The sequence below is a fragment of the Haematobacter sp. genome (assembly GCF_032102465.1).
In the GTDB taxonomy this organism is placed as follows: Bacteria; Pseudomonadota; Alphaproteobacteria; order Rhodobacterales; family Rhodobacteraceae; genus Haematobacter.
In genome coordinates this window covers 66,311-79,925 of record NZ_DAMDHB010000007.1, presented here as the reverse complement: position 1 = coordinate 79,925, position 13,615 = coordinate 66,311, and the positions used below count along the sequence as shown (strand labels likewise).

Here is a 13,615-nt window from a genome sequence, read left to right as displayed (position 1 = left end):
GATTTTCCATGCGCCCCTCCGGCAGACAGGTAAGCGAATTGCGCCCGATTTCAATCGAACCGGGTTTCACGCGACATGCGGAAGGCTCCTGCCTCATCAAGGTCGGGAACACCCATGTGCTCTGCACCGCCTCTGTAGAGGACAAGCCGCCGCCCTTCCTGCGCAACACGGGACTGGGTTGGGTAACGGCGGAATACGGCATGCTCCCCCGGTCCACCCACACCCGCTCGCGCCGGGAAGCCGCGCAGGGCAAGCAGTCCGGCCGCACGCAGGAGATCCAGCGGCTGATCGGCCGGTCGCTCCGCGCAGCGGTTGACCGGGTGGCTCTGGGAGAACGGCAGATCACCGTGGATTGCGACGTGCTTCAGGCAGATGGCGGCACCCGCTGTGCCGCAATTACCGGCGGCTGGGTCGCGCTCCGCCTCGCCGTCAACAAGCTGCTGAAGGCGGGTGTGATCACAAGCGACCCGATCATGGATCATGTCGCCGCCGTGAGCTGTGGCATCTATGCGGGTCAGGCCCTGCTGGATCTCGACTATGCGGAAGACAGCGAAGCAGGCACCGACGGGAATTTTGTGATCACGGGCAAAGGCCGCCTCGTCGAGGTACAGATGTCGGCGGAAGGCGCCACCTTCTCTCGGGAGGAGATGTTCGGCCTGCTCGACCTCGCAGAATCCGGCGTCAAAACCCTGATAGAAGCGCAGAAAGTCGCGGTCGCATGAGGAAGTTCACCTCCGATCGCCTTCTGGTCGCCACGCATAATTCCGGCAAGCTGGAAGAAATCGCGGAACTGCTGCGCCCCTATGGCGTGGCGGTCACCGGCGCTGCGCAGATGGCCCTGCCAGTACCCGAGGAGACGGAGGAGACTTTCGTCGGCAACGCACGGATCAAGGCCCATGCGGCGGCAAAGGCAACCGGTCTTCCGGCGCTTGCAGACGATTCCGGCGTTCAGGTTGATGGCCTCAACGGGGCGCCGGGCGTACATACAGCCGATTGGGCAGAGACGAAAAATGGACGGGACTTCCCGATGGCGATGCGGAAGGTCCATGACCTGCTGGAGGAGCGGAATGCTCCGCAGCCCTGGACGGCGCGCTTTGTCTCCACGCTCGTTCTGGCTTGGCCGGACGGACATGACGAGGCCTTCGAGGGCGTGATGCCCGGGCAGATCGTCTGGCCCCCGCGGGGCGACAACGGCCATGGCTACGACCCCATCTTCCAACCGACGGGCCGGGACACCACGTTCGCAGAGATGGAGACGTCGGAAAAGAATCGCATCAGCCATCGTGCCGAGGCGTTCCGCAAACTGGTGGAAGGGTGCTTCACATGAAAAAGCGTATCAGCAGCGGCTCCCCCTATGAGGCGGTGATCGGCTATTCGCGCGCTGTCGTGGCCGGTGACTGGTGCTTTGTTTCCGGCTGCACCGGGGCGGAGAGTGACGGACGCTTTCTGCCCGATATCGCGCGGCAGGCAGAAAACGCCCTGAACGTCATCCGGCAAGCGCTTGCCGACGCCGGGTTTGACCTCTGCGATGTCGTTCGCGTTCAATATACCGTGACCAACCGGGGGCTGGTGGATGATCTCGCTCCGGCGCTGGCTGCGGCGTTTGGTGAGATCCGCCCTGCGGCGACCATGGTCTTTGCAGACCTCATCCATCCCGAAATGCTCGTGGAGATTGAGGTCACGGCGCTGCGCGGATGAGCTTCACCGCATCGGAAGACTGGCGAAACGCGGGCTTCGGGCTGTATGTCCATTGGCCGTTTTGTCAGGCGAAATGTCCCTACTGCGACTTCAACTCCCATGTGGCGCGGGAGGTCGATCAGAAGAGATGGCTTGCCGCCTATGAAAGCGAAATCCGGCGTTTGTCGCAGGATGCGCCGGGGCGGATCCTTAACACCGTGTTTTTCGGAGGCGGAACACCGTCGTTGATGGCACCAGAGACGGTCGCCGGTGTGCTGGAAGCGGCCCGGAGCGTCTGGCCCTTTGCCAATGACATAGAGATCACCTTGGAGGCGAACCCGACCTCTGTGGAAGCCGATCGCTTCCGTGGCTACCGCGAGGCCGGGGTAAACCGGCTTTCAATGGGTATCCAGTCGCTGAATGACGACCATCTGCGTCGTCTGGGACGGCTGCACACCGCGAGCGAAGCGCGCAAGGCGTTCACCATTGCGCGGGATACCTTCGACAAGGTCAGTTTCGATCTTATCTATGCCCGTCAGGATCAGGGTCTGTCCGAGTGGCAGGCCGAACTTGGCGAGGCGCTTTCCATGGCGATTGATCACCTGTCGCTTTACCAGCTCACCATCGAGGATGGCACGGCTTTTGGAGCACGGCACGCTGCGGGCGGTCTGCGCGGCCTGCCCGATGAAGATCTCTCCGCCGATCTGTATGCCGCGACGCAGGATACCTGCGCCTCGGCCGGTCTTCCGGGCTATGAGATTTCCAATCACGCCGCAGAGGATGCGCAGTCCCAGCACAACCTGATCTACTGGCGTTACGGCGACTATGCGGGTGTCGGCCCCGGCGCCCACGGCCGGTTGAGCAATCATGCGGGCCGCTTTGCCACAGACACGCCTCTCCAGCCCGGCGCGTGGCTGGAAAAGGTGGAAAGGTTTGGAAATGGTGAAGCGTCCCGCATCCCTCTGCCCGCAGAAGAACAGGCGGCCGAGTATCTGATGATGAGCCTCCGTTTGGCGGAAGGGATGGACTCTCTACGCTATGAGAATCTCATGGGCAAACCGCTCGATGAGGCGGCAATCCTGTCGTTGGAGGAACTCGGATTGCTCGAACGACAGGGCGGTCGCCTGCGCGCGACGGTGCGGGGCCGAATGGTGCTGAACGGCATTATCCGCGACCTGTTGCCGGGGTAGCGATGCGCATCTTGTGGCTGATATTCGGTGGGTTGTTCGTGCTGCTCGGCTTTGTGGGCGCGGTCCTGCCGATCATGCCGACCGTTCCTTTTCTAATAGTGGCGGCCTTCTGCTTTGGCCGCTCCTCAGAGCGGATGCATGCGTGGCTGATGGCCCATCGCATCTTCGGCCCGCCGCTCAGAGACTGGGAGGCGAACCGGGCTATTCGACGTCAGACGAAATGGATAGCCGTGCTGTCCATGGCGGTCGGCTTCGCCTTTGTCAGCGCCTTTGTCGGATTGCCTGCTTGGGCACTCATGGCGCAGGGAGTAATCCTGACACTTGTCAGTATATTCATATGGACTCGACCTGAGCCGAAGACGTAAGAATACGGCAGAGATCGTCCAGCTGCTCAAGCGAAGCGTAGCGAATGGTAAGTTGCCCGTTCCCCTGCCCCGTGCGATGGGCGATTTCGACCCGCATTCCCAAAGTTGCACCAAGATCCGTTTCCAGCGCACGAGTGTCGGCATCTTTTTCCGAACGCGGACGGGCCTCTTTGGGAGTTGCCTGTTTTTGTGCCAGCTTCTCTGTTTCGCGAACCGACAGCCCTTCAGCAATCACACGACGGCCCATCGCAATGGGATCGGCCACCGTGATCAACGCGCGGGCATGGCCAGCGCTGAGCAAACCTTCTCTCACCCATTTCAGCACTTCTTCAGGTAGTTGAAGAAGGCGCAACAGATTCGCGATATAGCTGCGGCTCTTGCCAAGGGCTTCTGCGAGGCGCTCCTGAGTATGCCCGAAACGGTCCATGAGCTGGCGATACCCAAGAGCCTCTTCCACGGCATTCAGATCCGCGCGCTGTATATTCTCAATAATCGCGACTTCCAGAACCTCTGTGTCGCTAAAGTCCCGAATTATAACTGGAATTTCATGAAGCTGCGCAATCTGCGCGGCTCGCCAGCGGCGCTCCCCCGCAACAATTTCATATGTGCCCCCCGGCCGCTCCCGCACGATAAGCGGCTGGATGATGCCCTTTTCTCGAATTGAGTTCGCCAGATCTTCCAGCGCCTCGCCCGAAAAATCCCGGCGAGGTTGATCCGGGTTGGGTACGATTTTCTCGACCGGAATCAATAGTTCCGCACGGCGCTTCACCGATTGAGGCTCAACCTGAACATCCGCCATCAGCGCCGAAAGTCCACGACCAAGGCTACGTTTGTTTTCCTTCATGCCGCCTCCTTCAGACCCCCGCATGACGATCTGCCATTTCTTGTGCCAATGACCGATAAGCCACACTCCCGCGTGAATTGCTGTCATATGACAATACCGGCATGGCAAAAGACGGCGCTTCGCTCACCCGCACATTGCGCGGAATAATCGTTCTGAACACCAGTTCCCCAAGGTTTTCCCGCGCATCAGCCTCAACCTGCAGAGAAAGATTATTGCGTCCATCATACATTGTGAGCAATACACCTTCGATTCGCAGATCAGGATTGGCAGTTTGCCGCACCTGACGGATCGTCAGCATGAGTTGAGAAAGTCCCTCAAGCGCGTAGAACTCACTCTGAAGAGGTACGAGGACGGAATCTGCGGCAATCATCGCGTTCACAGTCAGCAAGCTCAGCGAAGGGGGGCAGTCGATAAGAACGTAATCAAAGTCGAACTGAGGCAGACCTTCGCGAAGAGCGTCCCGCAAAAGCAGGCTTCGCTTCTCATTTGCTACGAGTTGAATATCTGCCGATGCGAGGTCCTGCGTCGCACAACAGATAGATAATCCGTCAATGCGCGTGGGCATGACGATATCACCCAGAGGCATGGCTTCGATGAGAAGGTCGTATGTCGTGAAATCCCGCGCCTCGGGCGACACACCCAATCCGGTAGAAGCGTTTCCCTGCGGATCAAGGTCAATCACCAGAACCTTTTTGCCTTGCTCCGTCAACGCTGCGGCGAGATTGATGGCAGTCGTAGTCTTTCCCACTCCACCTTTTTGGTTCGCAATGGCAATAATGTGTGCTTGGCCGGTATCAGACACGGGAAAGCCCCTTGATTTTCAGGATAACACCGTTGGGATCGGTTTCGCTCGGAAACTTTTGCACGTCAAACCGGAACTTTTCAAGGGCTTCGTGTATCTCCTGATCTACCCCCCTCCCCTTCGGGAGAAGCGCGACACCGTCTTCATCCAGATGCCGCTCAACCATCGAAAGTAAGCGAGGCAAAGGGGCGAGGGCACGCGCCGAGACAACATTGGCTTTTAACGGTGGCACCGATTCTGAGCGCGTCGCTATGATATTCACTTTTACATATGCTTCTCTGGCCACTGTCGACAGAAAAGCCGCTTTGCGTTGATCGCTTTCCACTAGAGTAAAGGAACGATCCTGACCCGCGCCGAGGATCGCAACCACCATCCCCGGGAAACCGCCACCGGATCCGAGGTCAACCCAGGCCTTGAAATCGCTCGAGTACGTCAGAAGTTGCGCAGAATCACGGAAGTGACGGCTCCACAAATCATCCAGCGTGTTCATCGACACAAGGTTGATCTTGGGGTTCCACGTCCGAAGCAGTCTCTCGTAAACTTCTAAACGCTCCAGCGTTTCACGTGAAACATCGTTGAATTCAAGGCTTCTCTTCATGCAGACGCCCTATGTCGCTGGCCGCGCTTCAAGCGGAGAAGGATGAGCGCGAGCGCAGCTGGCGTCATCCCTTCAAGCCGACTTGCTTGCGCGAGTGTATCCGGCCGTGACGCTTTCAGTTTCACCTTCAATTCATTGGATAGGCCGTCAAGAACATCATAATCTAAGTCGGAAGGTATTACCCACGATTCGTCCTTCTTCAGTGCCTCCGCGATGGAAACCTGCCGATCTAGGTACTTTGCATAGAGCGCGTCCCGCTTAAGCTGCGTTTGAACGGCCAAGGAAAGCGTGCCCAACTCCGGTAGAAGAGGCAGAAGATGATGGGGTTCGACTCCAGGAAACGCCAGAAGATCGCCCCCCGTACGGCGAACTCCGTCTTGACTCACCTCGATGCCCACTGCCTGGGCTTCACGGGGGCTTGTGCGCATACATGACAGGAGTGCCCTACCCCGTTGCAGTTCGCCCATTTTTTCTTCAAAAATGGCTTGCCTAGTCTCGCTCACACAGCCCGCACCAATCCCCAGAGGCGTCAATCGCTGGTCAGCATTGTCTGCCCGGAGCGAAAGGCGAAACTCGGATCGAGATGTAAACATGCGATAAGGCTCACTGACACCCCGCGTCACAAGATCATCTATCATCACGCCGATATAGCTCTCAGTCCGGCTGAATAGGATCGGATCTCGATCAAGAGCTTTCAACGCTGCATTTATGCCGGCTACCAGACCTTGAGCGCCTGCTTCCTCATACCCGGTCGTGCCATTTATCTGACCCGCGAGGTAAAGACCATCGAGTGCGCGAATTTCCAAGCTCGCTTTCAAAGCACGGGGGTCTACGTAATCATACTCGATAGCGTACGCCGGTTGAAGAATGGTCGCATTCTCCAAGCCTTCAATCGAATGAACATACTCTTCCTGAACCTCGACCGGAAGAGAAGAGGATATCCCATTGGGATAAACGGTATAGTCGTCCAACCCCTCAGGCTCTAGGAATATCTGGTGAGACGATTTGTCGGCAAATCGAACGACCTTATCCTCTATCGAAGGACAGTATCTGGGGCCAACGCCTTCGATCATCCCCCCGTACATGGCCGAAAGGGTTAAGTTTTCTCGAATGATGTCATGTGTCTTCTCATTTGTATGCGTTATTCCGCATGAGACCTGCCGAACTGCGGGATGAGAGGAGCAAAAGGAAAACATCGTCGGTTCTTCATCGCCGAGTTGCCGCTCCAGAATATCCCAATTTATCGTTCGACCGTCGAGCCTTGGGGGAGTACCGGTCTTCAACCGACCCAAGTCAATTCCAAGATCAATGATCCGCTCTGCCAATGCTATTGAGGGACGAGCGCCCATTCGCCCCCCCGAATGGCGCTTATCCCCTATATGTATCACGCCGCGAAGAAAGGTCCCGGTCGTCAGGATTACTGTCTTGGAAAGTATCGTTGCTCCGTCGGCAAGCCTCACTCCACGAACCTGAACGCCTTCCACCGATATATCAGCAACCTCACCCTCAAGAATGCTTAGATTCTTTTGGCTCTCCAGTTCCTTCTTCATTCCACGTCGATAAAGCGCCCTATCGATCTGGGCGCGCGGGCCTTGTACAGCCGGACCTTTGCGACGATTGAGAAGGCGGAATTGTATGCCAGCGCTATCAGCGACACGCGCCATAGCGCCGTCAAGAGCGTCTATCTCGCGGACCAAATGACCCTTGCCAAGTCCACCGATCGCGGGATTACAGGACATTACGCCGAGATCGTCTCTGCGAATAGTGATAAGAGCGGTACTCGCGCCCATCCTCGCCGCGGCGTGCGCGGCCTCTGCACCAGCATGCCCACCGCCGACGACAACGACATCGAATTGTTTCACGTGAAACACTCCTACTTACCGATGCAGAAACTTGAGAAGATCTCTCCAAGAAGATCTTCAACATCAACCCGTCCAACCAGAGATTCAAGTCTCCGAAGAGCAAAGCGGATGTGCTCAGCGACAATTTCCGCCTGACCACCTTCCAATTCCGCCGTGGCAGCGCTTAACGATAGCTCTGCGCTTTTCAGCGCTTCACGGTGTCTTTCGCGCACCATGAGTGATGCGCCAACAGCCATTCCCTCCAGGAGGTTGGCGATTTGATCGACAAGACGATCAATACCCTGCCCCGTCAATCCTGATACCGCCTCCCCATCGCCGCTGCGCAGGTCTCCTTTTCCACGCACGACGATATCATCCGGTTGTCGATCAACTCCCGGAGGAAGGACGTCATCCTCAACCAAAAAAACGCGAAGATCCGCTTTGCTTGCACGTACCTGGGCGCGCTCAATTCCTATTGTCTCTACTATATCGCTCGTGTCTCGCAGACCAGCTGTGTCCAGCAACGTGACCGGCAGTCCCTTGAGATCCATCCGGACTTCAATGACATCGCGAGTGGTTCCTGCAATCTCCGAGGTAATGGCTGCTTCCCGACCGGCCAAGGCGTTCAGGAGAGTAGACTTCCCGGCGTTAGGTACCCCGATGATCGCTACTTCGAAGCCATCCCGGATTCTCTCGGATACCGAGGCTCCTTTGAGATCATCCCGAATATCGGATACAACGCTACCAATGAGTTCCGTAACTTCTGGACTCACGTCCACAGGAACGTCCTCGTCAGCAAAGTCTATTGTTGCTTCCATCAAGGCGGCGGCCCTGATGAGCTGCGCCCGCCATACTTCCGTTTTGGCTGATATTGCGCCTGAAAATATCCTAAGAGCTTGTTTTCTTTGAATTTCTGTTTCCGCATCGATCAAATCCGCAAGTCCTTCGACCTGCGTCAGATCCAATCGGCCATTCTCCAGAGCCCGCCTTGTAAACTCCCCGGCCTCTGCAGGGCGAAGGCCGGGCTGCTTGTTTAAGGCTGATAGAACTGCGGAAACGACGGCAATGCTGCCGTGCAGATGGAACTCTACAACCCGTTCGCCGGTGAAGCTCCGCCCCGTGTCAAATACCAGCACGAGGGCTTCATCGATCAGATCGCCCGCCCATGTCAGCCGCCGAAGCGCGCTGCGCCGTGGTTCAGGCAGCGTCCCGGCAAGCGCGGCCGACGCCTCCCAGGCCAAAGGCCCGGAAATGCGTATGACCGCGACACCCGCACGTCCCCGTGCCGTCGCCAAGGCGTAGATCGTATCCATAACTCATTGATTCTAAATTAGAAATCACGCGTTCATAGACTCGAAAAATTCCGAATTCGACTTTGTTTGCTTCAGCTTCGAAATCAGGAATTCAACCGCATCGGTGGTCCCCATGGGATTCAGGATGCGGCGCAGCACATAGGTTTTCTGCAGGTCGGACTTGTCAACCAGCAGGTCTTCCTTCCGGGTGCCGGATTTGAGGATATCCATGGCCGGGAACACCCGCTTATCGGCAACCTTCCGGTCAAGCACGATCTCGGAGTTGCCCGTGCCTTTGAATTCTTCGAAGATCACCTCGTCCATCCGGCTGCCCGTGTCGATGAGGGCAGTTGCGATGATGGTCAGCGAGCCCCCCTCCTCGATATTGCGAGCGGCGCCGAAGAAGCGTTTCGGCCGCTGGAGCGCATTGGCATCCACGCCGCCCGTCAAGACCTTACCGGAGCTGGGAACAACGGTATTGAAGGCCCTGCCAAGACGCGTGATCGAGTCCAGCAGGATCACCACGTCCCGCTTGTGCTCCACCAGTCGCTTGGCTTTCTCGATAACCATTTCCGCAACGGCTACGTGACGCGTCGCAGGCTCATCGAAGGTGGATGAGATGACCTCGCCACGCACGCTCCGCTGCATGTCGGTGACCTCCTCCGGCCGCTCGTCGATCAGCAGGACGATCAGATAGCATTCCGGGTGATTACGCTCGATCGAATGGGCGATGTTCTGAAGCAGCACGGTCTTGCCCGTGCGCGGCGGAGCCACGATGAGACTCCGCTGCCCCTTCCCGATCGGCGCGACAAGGTCGATGATCCGCGCTGAACGGTCGCGGATGGTCGGATCCTCGATCTCCATCTTCAGACGCTCATCGGGATAAAGCGGTGTCAGGTTGTCGAAATGCACCTTGTGCCGCGCTTTCTCCGGGTCGTCGAAGTTGATCCGGTTGACGGCAACCAGACCAAAGTAACGCTCGTTCTCACGCGGAGCCTGGATCACACCCTCGACCGTGTCGCCGGTGCGCAGGGAATATTGGCGGATCATCTCGGGCGAGACGTAGATGTCATCCGGTCCGGACAGGTAGTTCGCTTCGGGCGAACGCAGGAATCCGAAGCCGTCCTGAAGCACCTCCAGAACGCCGTCCCCCCCGATCTCCCAGCCTTCCTCGGCATGTTCCTTGAGGATCTGGAACATCATTTCCCCCTTCCGCATGGAAGAGGCGTTCTCGATCTCCCACTCCTCCGCCATGGCGAGGAGGTCAGCGGGGCTCTTTGCCTTGAGATCTGCGAGGCTAAGACGTTCTTGGGTCATGGGGATAGGTTCTCGAAGGCGCCGGACGGCACGTTTGACAAAATTGTCTGCGGAAAACGCGAAGGACCGGACGGTCACGCAATGCGGCATATAGAGATCCGTCGCGGTCGAGTCAACGTTTTCAGTATTTCACTATGACCGAAATGACGATGACTATCATCAGGAGCGTTGGCACCTCGTTCATGATGCGATAGCTGCGCCCGCTGACGCTGTTGGTGCCTTGCACGAAGTCCTTCCGTCGTGCGGTCAGCCAGCCGTGAAAGGCGCTCATGGCCAGCACCGCACCCGCCTTCACCCAGGGCCACCCCAGCGACCAGTTCACGACCCCTGGCGTCATCACCAGGCAAAACCCGAACAGCCATGCCGCGATCATTGCAGGGTTGATGATGGCTCGCAGCAGCCGACGCTCCATCGTCTGGAACAGCAGATCCGTCTCACCGCCCGGCGGAACGCTCTCGGTGTGATAGACGTAGAGCCGCGGCAAATAGAACAACCCCGCCATCCAGGCGATCACGCTGATGACGTGAAAAGACAATGTCCATGGATAAAGGGTGGCCAGCAGCTCGCCCATCGGAACCTCGCTCTCATACCTTCTACTCTTAAATAAGAAAATAAAGAGAAGATGAAGTTGATGTAGGGCCTTGGGATAACTGAATCCCGGATGTTGCCCCGGATCTGTTCCACAGGACGACGGATCTGTCGATAAGAGTCACGGATCCCGGAACATGATTGTGGATAACACTAAATCAACCCGCAGGATCAAGGGGATGGCTTGTGATTTTTTTGTGGATAGCTGTAGCGAGCCAAAACGAATCGCACGGATCCCGCGAGTCGTCCACCGGCCCGTGACGGATCCGTCCCACTGTGGGAAAGCGGGCTGTTGCTTGACAGCGGATCTGGATTTCGTGGATCGGTGTGGATCACCTGCATGCCTTCCACAGAACTATAACGCGGTTGTCCACAGGATAATACATGATGATGCCTCTTGTCCTCGCCTCAGTTTCGGAAATTCGCGCGACGCTGCTGCGCAACGCAGGCGTGACCTTTGAGACTGTTCCTGCCCGGATCGATGAAGTGACCATCCGGGCTGCGCTGGAGGCAGAAGGCGCGAAGCCGCGCGACGTGGCCGATGCGCTGGCGGAGTTCAAGGCGCGCAAGGTGGCCGAGAAGCGGCCCGATGCGCTGGTGATCGGCTGTGATCAGGTGCTGGAGTGCGAGGGAAGGATCTATGGCAAGCCAGAAACCCGTGATGCAGCGAAAGCACAGTTGCTGGAGCTTCGGGGAAGGCGGCACCGGCTTCTTTCGGCAGCCGTGGTATATGAAGCCGCTGCGCCTGTCTGGCGGCAGATCGGAGAGGTCAGGCTGACGATGCGGACATTCTCCGACGATTGGCTGGACGGGTATGTCGCGCGGAACTGGGAGAGCATCCGGCACGCGGTCGGAGCCTACAAGCTGGAGGAAGAGGGCGTTCGCCTCTTCTCCCGGATCGAGGGAGATTACTTTTCGGTGCTTGGTCTGCCACTTGTCGAACTTCTGAACTATCTCGCTGCGCGAAAGGTCATCCCGTCATGACGGAGGGTGGAATTCCCCTCGCCGGGGTGATCGGATCACCTGTCGAGCACAGCAAATCGCCGGTTCTGCACGGTCACTGGCTCAGGACATACGGCATCCGGGGCTTCTATATTCCCATGAATGTCGCCCAGGCCGATCTGGTCGAGGTGATCCGCAGCCTGCCGAAGGCGGGATTCGTGGGTGTGAACGTCACCATCCCGCACAAGGAAAGCGCGTTGAAGCTGGCGGATCTCGTCACCGACCGGGCGGCCTTGATCGGCGCCGCGAATACGTTGATCTTTCGTCGGGATGGCAAAATCCACGCGGATAACACCGATGGCTATGGCTTCATCGCGAACCTGCGTCAGAATGCGCCCCTCTGGGATCCGAAGGCCGGCCCGGCTGCGGTGTTCGGTGCAGGTGGTGCAGCCCGTGCCGTTATCGCCTCTCTGATCGAGGTGGGCGTGCCCGAGATCCGCCTCTCCAACCGCTCCAAGCCGCGTGCAGAGGCGCTCCGGCACGATTTCGGTACCCGGATCGTCGTTCATGACTGGGTGCAGGCAGGGGCGATGCTGGAGGATTGCCTGACCGTGGTCAACACGAGCTCGCTGGGCATGGTCGGCAAGCCGGAACTACGGGTGCCGCTGGACGCGCTCTCACCCAGGGCGCTGGCGACAGATATCGTCTATACGCCGCTCCGGACCGGGTTCCTGCTGGAGGCAGAGGCCCGGGGGTGTACGGTGGTGGACGGGCTGGGCATGCTCCTTCATCAGGCCGTTCCGGGGTTCGAGCGCTGGTTCGGGCGACGGCCGGAGGTGGATGAGGAAACGCGGGAGGCAGTGCTGGCATCATGACGACGCCTTTCGTTCTCGGGCTGACCGGCTCCATCGGGATGGGAAAATCCACTACTGCCGCGTTTTTCGCAGACGCCGGGATTCCCGTATGGGATGCCGATGCGGCGGTACACCGTCTCTATGCGGCAGGAGGGCAGGGGGCTGAGGCTATCCGGTCACTTCACCCCACGGCGCTGGTGGATGGCGCAGTGGACCGGGACCGCCTGAAGCATTGGATTGCCGAAGACCCGCATGCGCTGGTTCAGATCGAAGCCGTCATCCATCCGCTGGTGGCGGTCGATCGTGCGCGTTTCATGGAGCAGGCGGAAGCAGCCGGCGCGGATATGGTCGTGCTGGACATTCCCCTGCTTTTCGAGACCGGCCACGACACCTGGATGGATGCCGTGGCAGTCGTCACCGTCGATCCTGCGGTTCAGCGGGATCGGGTGCTGGCTCGCGGTACGATGACGCCTGCACAGCTCGACGCGATTCTGGAAAAACAGATGCCGGATGCACAGAAACGTGGCCGCGCGGACTACGTTATCGAGACCAATAGCCTTGAAGAAGCCCGCAATGCTGTGCTTTCCCTGATCGAGCAGATCAGGAAAAGCCAGCATGCGTGAGATCGTTCTCGATACCGAAACCACCGGTTTTGAACCGGAGCAAGGCGACCGCATCGTCGAAATCGGCGCGGTTGAGCTGTTCAATCACATGCCCACGGGGCGGACGTTCCATGTCTACATCAATCCCGAACGCTCCATGCCGCCGGAGGCGTTCGAGGTTCATGGGCTGGGCGACGATTTTCTCCGCGACAAGCCGGTCTTCCGTGAAGTGGCGCAGGACTTTCTGACGTTTGTGGGAGACGCGCGGCTTGTCATCCACAATGCCGCCTTCGACATGAAGTTTCTCAATGCGGAACTGGGGTGGCTCGGTCTGCCGAGGATACCCTTCGAACAGGCGGTGGATACGCTCGCCATCGCAAGACGGCGGTTTCCGGGGTCACCGGCCTCGCTGGATGCGCTCTGCCGCCGGTTCGGCGTGGACAATTCGGCGCGGGAAAAACACGGCGCGCTGCTGGACAGCGAGATACTCGCCGAAGTCTATCTGGAGCTGATCGGCGGGCGGCAGCCGGACTTCGCGCTCGGTGTCGCTCAGGAAACGCGGCAGAGAACGGAGATCCGTGTCTGGCGCCCGGGCCCGCGTCCCGTGGCCCTCCCCCCGCGACTGACCGCGGAAGAGAAGGAAGCCCATGCCGCCTTTGTGGCGGGCATGGGCGAGGCTGCGCTCTGGCGCCGCTATACCTGA

General features: G+C 58.7%; 16 protein-coding genes. 9 read left to right on the top strand and 7 right to left on the bottom strand.

Annotated elements, in window-relative coordinates; genetic code table 11:
- Nucleotides 1-8 precede the first annotated feature (8 nt).
- From rph to RT513_RS06965, 5 genes are read left to right on the top strand one after another with little or no spacing between them, the layout of a single operon-like run.
- Nucleotides 9-722 carry a ribonuclease PH gene (rph, locus tag RT513_RS06985; RefSeq protein ID WP_035743380.1) on the top strand — a complete coding sequence of 238 codons (714 nt, stop codon included), beginning with the start codon at nucleotides 9-11 and terminating at the stop codon, nucleotides 720-722.
- Nucleotides 719-1,327 (top strand): RdgB/HAM1 family non-canonical purine NTP pyrophosphatase, encoded by a 609-nt coding sequence (gene rdgB, locus RT513_RS06980; protein ID WP_290684388.1) that lies wholly within the window; start codon nucleotides 719-721, stop codon nucleotides 1,325-1,327. Before rph ends, rdgB begins: the two co-directional genes overlap by 4 nt.
- Entirely contained in the window at nucleotides 1,324-1,698 is a 375-nt protein-coding gene (locus RT513_RS06975; protein WP_290684390.1) for a RidA family protein, read from the top strand. Before rdgB ends, RT513_RS06975 begins: the two co-directional genes overlap by 4 nt.
- On the top strand, nucleotides 1,695-2,867 hold the full coding sequence (hemW, locus tag RT513_RS06970) for a radical SAM family heme chaperone HemW (RefSeq protein WP_290684392.1): 1,173 nt from the start codon (nucleotides 1,695-1,697) through the stop codon (nucleotides 2,865-2,867). The genes RT513_RS06975 and hemW overlap by 4 nt, the downstream gene beginning before the upstream one ends.
- A 2-nt stretch (nucleotides 2,868-2,869) precedes the next feature.
- The gene (locus RT513_RS06965) at nucleotides 2,870-3,232 is read left to right on the top strand and encodes a YbaN family protein (protein ID WP_290684394.1); all 363 of its coding nucleotides are present in this window, start codon (nucleotides 2,870-2,872) and stop codon (nucleotides 3,230-3,232) included.
- On the opposite strand, the gene RT513_RS06960 is transcribed toward RT513_RS06965, so the two are convergent.
- The 7 genes from RT513_RS06960 to hemJ form a co-directional block, all read right to left on the bottom strand.
- Nucleotides 3,201-4,076, bottom strand: coding sequence for a ParB/RepB/Spo0J family partition protein (locus tag RT513_RS06960; protein WP_290684396.1), 876 nt, complete (start codon nucleotides 4,074-4,076; stop codon nucleotides 3,201-3,203). The two genes, RT513_RS06965 and RT513_RS06960, sit on opposite strands and share 32 nt — an antisense overlap.
- Nucleotides 4,077-4,086: 10 nt before the next feature.
- Nucleotides 4,087-4,878, bottom strand: a complete 792-nt coding sequence (locus RT513_RS06955; RefSeq protein WP_290684398.1) for a ParA family protein — start codon at nucleotides 4,876-4,878, stop codon at nucleotides 4,087-4,089.
- On the bottom strand, nucleotides 4,871-5,476 hold the full coding sequence (gene rsmG / locus RT513_RS06950; protein ID WP_290684400.1) for a 16S rRNA (guanine(527)-N(7))-methyltransferase RsmG: 606 nt from the start codon (nucleotides 5,474-5,476) through the stop codon (nucleotides 4,871-4,873). The genes RT513_RS06955 and rsmG overlap by 8 nt, the downstream gene beginning before the upstream one ends.
- Entirely contained in the window at nucleotides 5,473-7,347 is a 1,875-nt protein-coding gene (gene mnmG / locus RT513_RS06945; RefSeq protein WP_290684402.1) for a tRNA uridine-5-carboxymethylaminomethyl(34) synthesis enzyme MnmG, read from the bottom strand. The genes rsmG and mnmG overlap by 4 nt, the downstream gene beginning before the upstream one ends.
- Before the next feature lie 2 nt (nucleotides 7,348-7,349).
- Nucleotides 7,350-8,630, bottom strand: a complete 1,281-nt coding sequence (gene mnmE, locus RT513_RS06940; RefSeq protein WP_290684403.1) for a tRNA uridine-5-carboxymethylaminomethyl(34) synthesis GTPase MnmE — start codon at nucleotides 8,628-8,630, stop codon at nucleotides 7,350-7,352.
- A 24-nt stretch (nucleotides 8,631-8,654) separates the two neighbouring features.
- Nucleotides 8,655-9,926, bottom strand: a complete 1,272-nt coding sequence (gene rho, locus RT513_RS06935) for a transcription termination factor Rho (protein ID WP_088215967.1) — start codon at nucleotides 9,924-9,926, stop codon at nucleotides 8,655-8,657.
- Nucleotides 9,927-10,047: 121 nt separating this feature from the next.
- The gene (gene hemJ, locus RT513_RS06930; protein WP_290684406.1) at nucleotides 10,048-10,497 is read right to left on the bottom strand and encodes a protoporphyrinogen oxidase HemJ; all 450 of its coding nucleotides are present in this window, start codon (nucleotides 10,495-10,497) and stop codon (nucleotides 10,048-10,050) included.
- 407 nt (nucleotides 10,498-10,904) lie between these two features.
- Here hemJ and RT513_RS06925 point away from each other — a divergent pair, with 407 nt between their 5' ends.
- The 4 genes from RT513_RS06925 to dnaQ are packed head-to-tail and all read left to right on the top strand — an operon-like array spanning nucleotide 10,905 to nucleotide 13,615.
- The gene (locus RT513_RS06925; RefSeq protein WP_179209207.1) at nucleotides 10,905-11,498 is read left to right on the top strand and encodes a nucleoside triphosphate pyrophosphatase; all 594 of its coding nucleotides are present in this window, start codon (nucleotides 10,905-10,907) and stop codon (nucleotides 11,496-11,498) included.
- Complete coding sequence (locus tag RT513_RS06920; RefSeq protein WP_088215926.1) at nucleotides 11,495-12,331, top strand: shikimate dehydrogenase; 837 nt, start codon at nucleotides 11,495-11,497, stop codon at nucleotides 12,329-12,331. Before RT513_RS06925 ends, RT513_RS06920 begins: the two co-directional genes overlap by 4 nt.
- A complete protein-coding gene (gene coaE, locus RT513_RS06915; protein WP_290684409.1) occupies nucleotides 12,328-12,933 on the top strand; it encodes a dephospho-CoA kinase in 606 nt (201 codons plus the stop codon). The genes RT513_RS06920 and coaE overlap by 4 nt, the downstream gene beginning before the upstream one ends.
- Nucleotides 12,926-13,615, top strand: a complete 690-nt coding sequence (gene dnaQ / locus RT513_RS06910) for a DNA polymerase III subunit epsilon (RefSeq protein ID WP_290684411.1) — start codon at nucleotides 12,926-12,928, stop codon at nucleotides 13,613-13,615. Before coaE ends, dnaQ begins: the two co-directional genes overlap by 8 nt.

Excerpts from the sequence above, each read along its gene's own strand:
- RT513_RS06975 (WP_290684390.1), top strand. The coding sequence starts at position 1,324 with ATGAAAAAGCGTATCAGCAGCGGCTCCCCCTATGAGGCGGTGATCGGC.
- hemW (WP_290684392.1), top strand. The coding sequence starts at position 1,695 with ATGAGCTTCACCGCATCGGAAGACTGGCGAAACGCGGGCTTCGGGCTG.
- rsmG (WP_290684400.1), bottom strand. The coding sequence starts at position 5,476 with ATGAAGAGAAGCCTTGAATTCAACGATGTTTCACGTGAAACGCTGGAG.
- mnmE (WP_290684403.1), bottom strand. The coding sequence starts at position 8,630 with ATGGATACGATCTACGCCTTGGCGACGGCACGGGGACGTGCGGGTGTC.
- hemJ (WP_290684406.1), bottom strand. The coding sequence starts at position 10,497 with ATGGGCGAGCTGCTGGCCACCCTTTATCCATGGACATTGTCTTTTCAC.
- rho (WP_088215967.1), bottom strand. The coding sequence starts at position 9,926 with ATGACCCAAGAACGTCTTAGCCTCGCAGATCTCAAGGCAAAGAGCCCC.
- coaE (WP_290684409.1), top strand. The coding sequence starts at position 12,328 with ATGACGACGCCTTTCGTTCTCGGGCTGACCGGCTCCATCGGGATGGGA.
- RT513_RS06960 (WP_290684396.1), bottom strand. The coding sequence starts at position 4,076 with ATGAAGGAAAACAAACGTAGCCTTGGTCGTGGACTTTCGGCGCTGATG.
- rdgB (WP_290684388.1), top strand. The coding sequence starts at position 719 with ATGAGGAAGTTCACCTCCGATCGCCTTCTGGTCGCCACGCATAATTCC.
- rph (WP_035743380.1), top strand. The coding sequence starts at position 9 with ATGCGCCCCTCCGGCAGACAGGTAAGCGAATTGCGCCCGATTTCAATC.
- RT513_RS06965 (WP_290684394.1), top strand. The coding sequence starts at position 2,870 with ATGCGCATCTTGTGGCTGATATTCGGTGGGTTGTTCGTGCTGCTCGGC.
- dnaQ (WP_290684411.1), top strand. The coding sequence starts at position 12,926 with ATGCGTGAGATCGTTCTCGATACCGAAACCACCGGTTTTGAACCGGAG.
- RT513_RS06925 (WP_179209207.1), top strand. The coding sequence starts at position 10,905 with ATGCCTCTTGTCCTCGCCTCAGTTTCGGAAATTCGCGCGACGCTGCTG.
- RT513_RS06920 (WP_088215926.1), top strand. The coding sequence starts at position 11,495 with ATGACGGAGGGTGGAATTCCCCTCGCCGGGGTGATCGGATCACCTGTC.